The sequence below is a fragment of the Micromonospora siamensis genome, assembly GCF_900090305.1.
In the GTDB taxonomy this organism is placed as follows: Bacteria; Actinomycetota; Actinomycetes; order Mycobacteriales; family Micromonosporaceae; genus Micromonospora; species Micromonospora siamensis.
The window spans coordinates 5,798,554-5,808,919 of record NZ_LT607751.1 but is presented as its reverse complement, the minus strand read 5'-3'; the positions used below and the strand labels follow the sequence as shown (position 1 = coordinate 5,808,919).

Annotated in this window: 10 protein-coding genes; 7 read left to right on the top strand and 3 right to left on the bottom strand. The window is 73.8% G+C overall.

What is annotated here, in order from left to right; translation table 11 throughout:
* Window positions 1-154: 154 nt before the first annotated feature.
* From GA0074704_RS26535 to GA0074704_RS26525, 3 genes are all read right to left on the bottom strand, one after another.
* The gene (locus tag GA0074704_RS26535) at window positions 155-967 is read right to left on the bottom strand and encodes an ABC transporter permease (RefSeq protein ID WP_088973001.1); all 813 of its coding nucleotides are present in this window, start codon (window positions 965-967) and stop codon (window positions 155-157) included.
* Window positions 964-1,902 (bottom strand): ABC transporter ATP-binding protein, encoded by a 939-nt coding sequence (locus tag GA0074704_RS26530; RefSeq protein ID WP_088973000.1) that lies wholly within the window; start codon window positions 1,900-1,902, stop codon window positions 964-966. The genes GA0074704_RS26535 and GA0074704_RS26530 overlap by 4 nt, the downstream gene beginning before the upstream one ends.
* Window positions 1,903-2,074: 172 nt before the next feature.
* A complete protein-coding gene (locus tag GA0074704_RS26525) occupies window positions 2,075-2,734 on the bottom strand; it encodes a hypothetical protein (protein WP_088972999.1) in 660 nt (219 codons plus the stop codon).
* 114 nt (window positions 2,735-2,848) lie between these two features.
* Between GA0074704_RS26525 and GA0074704_RS26520 the strand changes: the two genes are divergently transcribed.
* From GA0074704_RS26520 to GA0074704_RS26490, 7 genes are all read left to right on the top strand, one after another.
* A complete protein-coding gene (locus tag GA0074704_RS26520; protein ID WP_088972998.1) occupies window positions 2,849-3,625 on the top strand; it encodes a GNAT family N-acetyltransferase in 777 nt (258 codons plus the stop codon).
* An 83-nt stretch (window positions 3,626-3,708) separates the two neighbouring features.
* Window positions 3,709-4,575 (top strand): lysophospholipid acyltransferase family protein, encoded by an 867-nt coding sequence (locus tag GA0074704_RS26515; protein ID WP_088972997.1) that lies wholly within the window; start codon window positions 3,709-3,711, stop codon window positions 4,573-4,575.
* Between the two features lie 130 nt (window positions 4,576-4,705).
* Window positions 4,706-5,545 (top strand): DUF4097 family beta strand repeat-containing protein, encoded by an 840-nt coding sequence (locus GA0074704_RS26510; RefSeq protein ID WP_088972996.1) that lies wholly within the window; start codon window positions 4,706-4,708, stop codon window positions 5,543-5,545.
* Window positions 5,542-6,156: a PadR family transcriptional regulator gene (locus tag GA0074704_RS26505; protein WP_088972995.1), complete on the top strand. Its 615-nt coding sequence runs from the start codon at window positions 5,542-5,544 to the stop codon at window positions 6,154-6,156. Before GA0074704_RS26510 ends, GA0074704_RS26505 begins: the two co-directional genes overlap by 4 nt.
* A gap of 89 nt (window positions 6,157-6,245) precedes the next feature.
* The gene (locus GA0074704_RS26500; protein ID WP_088972994.1) at window positions 6,246-6,947 is read left to right on the top strand and encodes a response regulator transcription factor; all 702 of its coding nucleotides are present in this window, start codon (window positions 6,246-6,248) and stop codon (window positions 6,945-6,947) included.
* Window positions 6,944-8,500 (top strand): sensor histidine kinase, encoded by a 1,557-nt coding sequence (locus GA0074704_RS26495; RefSeq protein ID WP_088972993.1) that lies wholly within the window; start codon window positions 6,944-6,946, stop codon window positions 8,498-8,500. The genes GA0074704_RS26500 and GA0074704_RS26495 overlap by 4 nt, the downstream gene beginning before the upstream one ends.
* A 62-nt stretch (window positions 8,501-8,562) precedes the next feature.
* Window positions 8,563-10,248 (top strand): trypsin-like peptidase domain-containing protein, encoded by a 1,686-nt coding sequence (locus GA0074704_RS26490; RefSeq protein ID WP_088972992.1) that lies wholly within the window; start codon window positions 8,563-8,565, stop codon window positions 10,246-10,248.
* Window positions 10,249-10,366: the final 118 nt, after the last annotated feature.

Below are 10,366 nucleotides of genomic sequence, written 5' to 3'. Positions count from 1 at the left end.
TCTCGCCTCCGCCGGGTGGCCCGTTTCACAGAAGATGCCAGAAGTTCGGCAAACCCTGCGGGGCAGGTCGACTCCTGGTAACGACCGGCGGCCCCGGACCGGTGCTGTCACGCAGCGTCGGTCCGGGGCCGCCGAGAAGCCGGGTCCCCGCCGGTCAGGCGATGTCCCGCCGGCGCGTGATCAACACGCCGGCCACGCCGCTGAGCAGCGCGTAGCCGACCAGCACCAGGGCGCCGACCCACCAGGCGGGCAGCAGGTCGGAGCCCTGGCCCGCGATCATCACCTGGGACGCCACGGCCGGCCAGAGCACCTGCCACTTCAGGATCGCCTGGTTGTCCAGCCAGGTGGAGAGGGCGAAGAAGAGCAGCTGCACGACCTGGGTGCCGATCAGGTAGACCACCGCGGCCGTGATCACCGCGCCGAGCTGGTTCGGGATCAGCGTGCCGATGCCCACCCCGAGAATCGTCCAGATCGCGTACGCCAGCAGGTTGAACAGCAGCGCCCGGTGCACCGTCCACTCGCCGAGCTGGGCGCCGTGCCCGTCGACGGTCAGGAAGATCGCCCCGGCCGCCAGGTTGATCAGCGTGGTGACCAGCCAGAAGGCGAAGCCGAGCAGCGACGCGGCGATCAGCTTCGAGACGATCACCGAGGTGCGCCGCGGAGTGGTCAGAAACGTCGTGGTCGCCGTCTGGTGGAAGAACTCGTTGGTCACCATCAGGATGCCGATCAGCATCACGAAGAGCAGCCCGAGGAACTGCCCCGAGGTGTAGATGTTCGCCGCCTGGCCGGCGGCGGTCGCCGACTCGCCGCTCGCGCCGAACTCCTCGGCGTTGCCGCCGAGCACCTGGTGGGCGTAGAAGGCGTTGAAGGCGAAGGCCAGCACCAGCGACAGGAAAGCGCCCAGCCCGAGCAGCCACCAGGCGTTGGTCGTACGGATCTTGAGCAGTTCGGACCGGACGAGGTTCATCGGATGCCCGCCTTTCCGGCCGTCAGTTCCAGGAAGACCCGTTCCAGGTCGGGCCGTTCGGTGCTCAGCTCGTGCAGCTCGACCTTCGCGGCGAGCGCGGCACGGCCGACCGTGGGGGCGTCCACCCCGTCGACCAGCAGCGCGCCGTGCTCGTCCGGCGTGACGGTGGCGCCCTGCTCACGCAGCGCCGCGACCAGCTCCTCGGCCTGCGGGGTGCGGACCCGCACCCGCCCGCCGGCGGTCATCGAGCTCATCACCTGATCCACCGGCCCCTGGCGGACCAACTTGCCGGCGGCGATGATCACCACGTCGTCGGCGAGCAGCTGCATCTCCGACAGCAGGTGGCTGGAGACCAGCACCGTACGGCCCTGCGCGGCCAGCCCCTTGAGGAAGCCGCGCATCCAGCGGATCCCCTCCGGGTCGAGGCCGTTCGCCGGCTCGTCGAGGATCAGCACCCGGGGGTCGCCGAGCATCGCCGCGGCGATCCCCAGCCGCTGCTTCATGCCCAGCGAGTAGCCCTTGAACTTCCGCTTCGCCGCGGGGGTGAGCCCGACCAGCTCCAGCACCTCGTCGGCGCGACCGCGGGGCAGCCCGGCCGCCGCGCAGATCACCCGCAGGTGGTTGATCCCGGTGCGGCCCTTGTGCGCGCTGGACGCCTCCAGCACCGCGCCGACGTGCCGCAGCGGGTCGGTCAGGTCGGCGTACCGCTGGCCGTCGATGGTGGCCGTGCCACCGGTCGGGGTGACCAGGTTCAGCAGCATGCGCAGGGTGGTGGTCTTGCCCGCGCCGTTGGGCCCGAGGAAGCCGGTGACCCGCCCGGGTCGGACGGTGAAGGACAGGTCGTCGACCGCCCGGAGGTTCTTGTACTGCTTGGTCAGGCCGGAGACCACGATCTGGCCGTCACCGGGGGTGGGGCTTCGCTGCCCGTCAGACATCGTTCTCCCATCGTGGGTGGCGCGTGGACGCGCCGGTGTGCGGCGCCGTTGCGGTGGCGCCGCAGCACAGCCTGGCAAGCCCGCGCAACCTGGTCAATCAGGCGCACTCCGGAACGCCGCCTCCACCTCCGGCAGGAGATGATCATCCTCAGGGATGACACGGGTGCCCGGATCAGGACGCCGGCAGGGCGATCCAGGTGGCGCGGGCGTGTCCGAGCAGGTCGCCCGCGGGCCCGTACAGCGCGGTGCGGACCAGCGCCTTGCGGCCCTCGCCGCCGGCCTGCGCGCCGACCACCACGCACTCGTCGCCGGGCTCGGGCAGCCGGTCCACGACCACCGCGATGCGGCCCAGCACGTAGGGCCGGCCGGGGGCGATCACCGCCCAGCCGCCTGGGCAGTCCAGGGCGGCCCAGACGGTGGCCGGCGTGACGTCCGCCGGCACCCGGAACGGCGCGGCGGTCCGCCCGTCCGGCAGCCGGCCGGGGAAGATCCGCAATCCGTCCGCGCGCTGCGGCCCGCAGACGTAGCAGCCGGGGAACGGGTGGTCCACCAGCCCCGGGTACGCCGCCGCGGCGGCCTCGGCGGTCGCCCGGTCCACCGGCGGCACCTCGGCCGGGAAGCCGTCCACCGGTGCGACCTGCGCCACCAGCGCCCCCTCGGGGTCGTGCACGGCGCCCTCGGTCAGGCGCAGCGGGGTGTCCAGCGGCGGCGGCCGGCGCAGGGTCACCTCGGCCGGGCCGGTGGCCGCGCCGTGCGCGGCGGCGAACACGCCGGCGCTCCACCCGCCGTTGCCGGAGCCGGGCGGTCCGTTGAAGCGCGCCTCGATGATCATCAGCTGTCTCCCAGGGTGGTCGAGCGGGGCCCTTCCTTGCCGGCCGGCCGGCGTTCACCGGATCGACACCGGTCGCCACCGCAGCCGGCAACCCGGGCACCTTACACAGATCCCATGGCCGTTCTGCACGCCGCTGGCGCACCCATCACGACCAGCGGATACACCCTGCTGATCGCCGACGACCCGTCTCTGGTCGCGGCCGCGCAACGCCTGCGCCACGAGGTGTTCGCCACCGAACTCGGCGCCCGGTTGGCCGGTGCCGACACCGGCCTGGACTCCGACGACCTCGACGCCCACTGCGACCACCTGATCGTGCGCGAGGAGAGCACCGGGGCGGTGGTCGGCACGTACCGGCTGCTGCCGCCGGGGCGGACCGACCGCCGGTACGCCGACGGCGAGTTCGACCTGTCCGCGCTCGATCCGCTCCGGGACGACCTGGTGGAGACCGGCCGGTCCTGTGTGCACCCGGACCACCGCTCCGGCGCGGTGATCAACCTGATGTGGGCCGGGCTGACCCGCTACCTGCACCTGCGGGGGTCGCGCTGGCTGGGCGGCTGCGCGTCGGTGCCGGTGGCCGACGGGGGTCGGGCCGCCGCGGCGGCGTGGGCGCAGGTCCGGGCGAAGCACCTGGCGCCGCCGCCGCTGCGGGTCCGGCCGCACCGGCCGTGGTTCGCCGAGGCGCCGCCGTCGGCCGGGGAGCCGGTCGGCGCAGGGGAGGCGCGGGCGCTGGTGCCGCCGCTGCTCCGCGGCTACCTGCGGCTGGGCGCGTGGGTCGGTGGCGAGCCCGCGTACGACCCGGACTTCGGGGTGGCCGACTTCTACGTGCTCTTCTCGCTGGACCGGATGAACCCCCGCTACCTGCGGCACTTCCTCGGCGGGGAGCAGCGGTGAGCGCCGGGCGGAACCCGTGGTGGCCCGCCTCGGGCTGCGGCCCGGACTGCCTGCCCGGGCCGGGGGAGGGTGGGGCCGTCCCAATGGCCCGTCGGGCCGGCCGGCTGCTGGCCGTACTCGGGATGCTGCTGCTGGGTGCGGCGCTGGCCGCGGTCGTGCCGGTGCTGCCGGCGCGGGAGCGGTCGGCCGCGGTCCGGGCCTGGGCGCGCGGCACGATCCGCGCCTTCGGGGTGCGGCTGGTCCTCGCCGGCCGGCTGCCCCGCCGGCGGGCGCTGCTGGTCGCCAACCACGTCTCCTGGCTGGACGTGCTGGCGGTGCTCGCCGTCCAGCCGGCGCGGATGGTGGCCAAGCGCGAGGTGCGGGACTGGCCGCTGGTCGGGGCGCTGGCAGCGGCGGCCGGCACGATCTGGGTGGACCGGGTCCGGCCGCGGACGCTGCCGGGGACGGTGGCCCGGGTGGCTGCCGCCCTGCGCGCCGGTCGCCCGGTCGCGGTCTTCCCGGAGGGTACGACCTGGTGCGGTGGCCCGCCCGGCTGCCGCCCCGGCGGCGGGTTCCGCCCGGCGGTGTTCCAGGCGGCGATCGACGTCGGGGCGCCGGTGGTGCCGCTGCGGATCGGCTACCGCGACGCGTCCACCGGGGCCGGCACGGCCACCCCCGCCTTCGTCGGCGACGAGACGCTCTGGCGGTCGGTGCGCCGGGTGCTGGCCGCCGGTGACCTGGTGGTGTCGGTCTCGGCCGCCGCCGCGCTGCATCCCGCGCCGGGGGCGGACCGCCGGCTGCTGGCCCGGGCCGCCGAGTCGGCGATCCACCTGGTGCCGGTGCCGGCCGTCGCACCGTGCCCGGCGCGCCGGGTCCCGGTGGTCACGGCGCCGGGGGCGGCGGTGCCGGCGGCCGCCGTGCCGGGCGGTGGCGCCGTGGCCGGAACGGGAGGTCTGGGTCTGGCCGCCTGAGCGCCGGCCGGGCTGTCGGCGCCCCGACAGCCCGGCAACTCGCGACAGTCTTGTTCAGTCGCGATGTATCGCGTTATGCTCCCCTCGTTCGACGCGCCGCCGGTGCGTGTCGTCGAGAGGGAGGCCCGCCATGACCAGCTGGACCGTCGACAGCCCGCAGCGGATGACGCTGGACGGGCCCCTCACCCACCTGGACGTCAGTCTGGTCAGCGGGCGGCTCAACGTGGTCGCGACCGACGGGCCGGCCCGGGTGGACATCACCCGGGTCAGCCAGCGACCGGTCATCGTGGAACACCGCGACGGCCGGCTCCGGGTGGGTCACGAGCGACGCCCGAAGTGGACCGGCCTGCAGTGGTGGCTCGGGCAGCTGGGCCGGCGGTTCCGGGCGGACGTCTCGATCGCCGTGCCCGCGGACGTCCTGGCCGACCTGCGCCTGGTCGCCGGCGAGCTGGTCGCCTCCGGCCTGCGCGGCGACACCCGGGTCGACGTCACCTCCGGTCGGATCACCCTGATGGGGCTGCGCGGCAGGACCTTCGCCAAGGTCACCTCCGGACCGGTCGAGGCGCTCGGCGTGGCCGGCGACCTGACCCTGGAGGCCGTCTCCGGCGAGGTGATCCTCGCCGACAGCGCCGCCGAGCGGGTCGAGGCCAGCACCGTCTCCGGCGCCATCACCTGCGACCTGGACAACCCCCGGGGCGGTGAGATCCGGCTCAACGCCATCTCGGGCAGCATCACCGTCCGGGTCCGCGAGGACAGCGACCTCGCCGTGCACCTGCACACCACCTCGGGTCGGATCACCAGCGGGTTCCCCGAGATCCAGGTGCTGGGCGGGTTCGGCGCCACCAAGGACAGCCACGGGGTGCTCGGTGGCGGCGCGGGTAAGCTCTGGGCCTCCGCCACCTCCGGCAGCATCGCGCTGCTCGCCCGGCCGGTGACGGACGACGACACCGACCGTGAGGAGCAGCCGTGACCGCCGTGTTCAGTCACGGGCGGCTCCGGCTCTATCTGCTCAAGTTGCTCGACGACGGCCCGAAGCACGGATACGAGCTGATCCGCCTCCTGGAGGACCGCTTCCTCGGCCTGTACGCGCCCAGCGCCGGCACGATCTACCCCCGGCTGGCCCGGCTGGAGACCGAGGGGCTGGTCGAACACACCGCCGCCGGTGGGCGGAAGGTCTACCGGATCACCGACGCCGGTCGGGCCGAGCTGCGCCAGCGGGCCGGCGAGGTGGACGCCCTGGAATCGGACATCACCGCCTCCGTCGAGGACCTCTCCGGGCTGGCCGGCGAGATCCAGAGCGAGGTACGCGGCTCCGTCCGGGACCTCAAGCGGGAGCTGCGCGACGCCACCCGGCAGACCCGCCGTTCCGGCTGGACGCCCCCGCCGCACCGGACCGCCCCGTCCACCCCGCCGCCGAGCGCCGGCTCGCCACTGCTGGCCGAGTTCGACCAACGGCTGGCCGCCTTCACCGTCGAGGTGGGCGCGCTGGTCCGGGCCGGACGGCTCACCGACACGCAGCTGCGCACGGCGATCCGACTGCTCGACGGGGCGCTGGAGGGGCTGCGCCGGCTGTTGCGCTGAGCCGTCCGGGAGCTCGGGGCGGCGCGGCTCACAGGGTTTTTCCAGGAAGCCCCCAGCGCACCCGCAGGCACCGCGCGGATGATGGGCACATGGCCGCTACCCAGACCGAGGCGCGACTGCTCGTCGTCGAGGACGACCCCAACATCCTCGAACTGCTCTCCGCGAGCCTGCGCTTCGCGGGCTTCGACGTGGCGACCGCGACCAGCGGCAGCTCGGCGCTGAGCACCGCCAAGGACCACCGCCCCGATCTCGTCGTGCTCGACGTGATGCTGCCGGACCTCGACGGCTTCGAGGTGATCCGGATGCTCCGCGAGGGCGGTACGCGTACCCCGGTGGTCTTCCTGACCGCCCGGGACGCCACCGACGACAAGATCCGCGGGCTGACCCTGGGCGGCGACGACTACGTCACCAAGCCGTTCAGCCTGGAGGAGCTCACCGCCCGGATCCGCGCCGTGCTGCGGCGTACCGCCAGCGGCGAGCAGGCCCCGTCCCGGCTCACCTTCGCCGACCTGGAGCTGGACGAGGAGACCCACGAGGTGCACCGGGCCGGGCAGCGGGTGCAGCTGTCGCCGACCGAGTTCAAGCTGCTGCGCTACCTGATGCTCAACGCCAACCGGGTGCTGTCGAAGGCGCAGATCCTCGACCACGTGTGGAACTACGACTTCCGCGGTGACGACAACATCGTCGAGTCGTACATCTCCTACCTGCGGCGCAAGGTCGACAACACCCAGCCCCGGCTGATCCACACCCTGCGCGGCGTGGGGTACGTCCTGCGCAAGCCGGCGGCGTGAACGCGGTCGCCGAGGCCAAGGGCAAGCTGAGGAGCGTCCCGCTGCGGGTCAAGCTGGTCGCCGCCGTCCTCGCCCTGGTCGCCGCGGCACTTGTGGTGATCAGCTCCCTCACCACGTACTTCCTGCGCAACTACCTGATGGATCAGGTCGACGCGCAGCTGAACCGGGACCAGGCCGGGGTGGCCGAGGTGCTGGCCCGGGCGCAGGGCCGCCCCATCGAGATCAACATTCCCAGTGAGTACGTGGCCGCAAAGGCGTCCCAGCAGTTCGGCGTGGGGGGGCCGTACGGTTATCGCGGACTGAGCTGGACCGAGCTGCCACAGGTTCCCGACGATGTCCAAGGTTTCGCGGCCAAGGTTGGGGATCCGTTCACCGTGCGCTCGGAGGACGGCCGGACCCGCTGGCGGATGCTCTACATCGACCTCGGCAACGGCACCTACATGGCGATCGGCCAGCACCTGACCAGCGTCGACCAGGCCGTCAAGCGGCTGATCTGGATAGACCTGCTGGTCGGCGGGGCGGTGCTGATCCTGCTCGCCTCGATCGGCGCGGCCATCGTGCGGACCAGCCTCAAGCCCCTGGTGGAGATCGAACGTACCGCCGGCGCCATCGCCGGCGGCGACCTGACTCGCAGGGTGCCGGACCCGGAGGAGGGGAAGCTCTGCGCCACCTCCGAGCTGGGCCGGCTCTCCCGGGCGTTGAACGCGATGCTCAACCAGATCGAGGTGGCCTTCACCGCCCGGGCGGCCTCCGAGACGGCCGCCCGCTCTGCCGAGACGAGCGCCCGGGAGGCGGCGTACGCCGCGCAGGCGTCCGAGGCGCGGGCCCGGCGTTCCGAGGAACGGATGCGGCAGTTCATCGCGGACGCCTCGCACGAGCTGCGTACGCCGCTGACCACCATCCGCGGCTTCGCCGAGCTGTACCGGCAGGGCGCGGCCCGCGAGCCGGAGCAGACCGGTGACCTGCTGCGCCGGATCGAGGACGAGGCCTCCCGGATGGGGCTGCTCGTCGAGGACCTGCTGCTGCTGGCCCGGCTGGACCGGGAGCGACCGCTGTCGCTCGCCCCGGTGGAGCTGCCGGTGCTGGCCACCGACGCCGTCGAGGCGGCCCGGGTGGTCGCCCCGGAACGCCGGATCGAGCTGGAGATCGAGCCGGGCGCCGGCCCGCTGGTCGTGTACGGCGACGACGCCCGGCTCCGCCAGGTGATCGGCAACCTGATGACCAACGCGCTCACCCACACTCCGCCGGAGGCGGCGGTGACCCTGCGGCTGCGTACCGAACCGGGCCACCTGGCGGTGGTCGAGGTGGCCGACACCGGTCCGGGGCTCACCCCCGAGCAGACGGAACGGGTCTTCGAGCGCTTCTACCGGGTGGACGCGGCGCGGACCCGGCGGGCCACCGGCGCCACCAGTACCGGTCTCGGGCTGGCCATCGTCGCGGCCCTGGTCGCCGCCCACCGGGGCAGCGTGGAGGCGGCCGAGACCCCGGGCGGTGGGGCCACCTTCCGGGTGCGGCTGCCGCTGATCCCGGAGACCGAGGGTGAGGACGAGTGACTTCCAGCGAACATTCAGGCGGGTTCCAGGCGGATCGCAGTGGCGAGGGGAAAGCTGTACCCATGAGCGAGCACGAGACCGACCCGCAGTGGCGGCCGGCCACCTCCGACGCCAAGCCGTCGCACCCCACCGCCGAGCTGCCCCGCGCCGAGCGCGGGCAGGCCGACTCCTCCACCGGCACCGGCGAGCGCGCGGCCACCGACGCCGGCCGGGTCGACCCCACCGGTGACACCCCGACCACCGCCTTCCCGTCCGCCGGACGCGACGCGACCGCCGCCTTCCCGAGGACGGACGACGCGACCACCGGCGCCGACGCGACCGCCGACCACCCGGCCGCACCCACCACCGGGCACCCGGCCGCCGCCCCGACCTCCGGCCCCTACGGCACGCCTGGCGCGGCCCTGACCTCCGGTCCCTACGGCACCGCGAGCGCCGCCCCGGCCTCCGGTCCCTACGGCACCGCGAGCGCCGCTCCGGCCCCCGGCCCCTACGGCACCGCCGGATATGCCGGCTCGTCCTGGCCCGGTGCCCAGCAGCAGGGCGGCCAGTACCCCGGCGCCCACTGGTACCAGGGCCAGCAGTATCCGCAGCAGCAGTCCGGCTGGGCGGCGGGTCACCCTGGCCAGCCCGGTTACCCGGGTCAGCCGCAGCACCCGGGCGCACCGGTGCCGCCGTGGGGGCAGGCCACGCCGCACCGACCCGGCCGGGCGGCCAAGTTCGTCGGCGCGGGGGTCGCCGTACTGGCCCTGATGTTCGGCTCCGGCGTGGCGGGCGGCGCGCTCGCGCTGGCCGTGGGCGACAACAACGGCCCCACCCGCACCTACACCGCCGCACCGGTGATCAACAGCGCCGACCTGCCCAAGATCGCCGCCGCCGTGCAGGACAGCGTCGTGTCGATCATCACCGACAGCGGTGAGGGCTCCGGCGTCATCCTCAGCGGCGACGGCTACGTGCTCACCAACAACCACGTGGTCGCCTCCGCCAGCGGGGACACCGTGCGGGTGGTCTTCGCCGACGGCAAGTCCGCCCAGGCCAAGATCGTCGGCACCGACCCGAAGACCGACCTCGCCGTGGTGAAGGCCAGCGGGGTGAGCGGCCTCAAGGCGGCGACCTTCGGTGACAGCGACGCCATGCAGGTCGGCGACCAGGTGCTCGCCCTGGGCAGCCCGCTCGGCCTCCAGGGCTCGGTCACCGCCGGCATCCTCAGCGCCCGGGACCGGACCATCCAGGCCGGCGAGGGCCAGCAGCAGCCGAACCCGCAGCAGGGCGCCAGCTCGATCTCCGGCCTGCTCCAGACCGACGCCCCGATCAACCCCGGCAACTCCGGCGGCGCGCTGGTCAACACGCGCGGCCAGGTGATCGGCATCAACACCGCGATCGCCACCGCCGGGCAGGGCAGCAACGGCAACATCGGCCTCGGCTTCGCCATCCCGAGCAACAAGGCCAAGGACGTCGCCACCAAGCTCCAGCGCGGCGAGAAGGTCAGCCACCCGTCGCTCGGGGTCAGCGTGAACGCCGCGGAGGACGGCGGCGCCCTGGTCGCCGCGGTGGTACCGGGCAGCGCGGCGGAGAAGGCCGGCCTCCAGCGCGGCGACGTGATCACCAAGTTCGGCGACAAGGTGATCAACGACTCGAACGACCTCGTCGGCGCCGTGCAGGCCGGCAAGGTCGGCGACCGGGTCAAGGTGGAATTCAAGCGAAACGGTTCGGCCCAGACGGCAACCGCGACGCTCTCCGAAACGTCATAACGACATCGGCTTCCTTCCGGGGGGCGGGGCGACGGGCCAAGGGGGTTGGCGCGACGCACCTCCCGCCGGGGCGGCGGGTGACGAGCCAAGGGGGTTGGCGCGTCACCCGCCGCCCGTT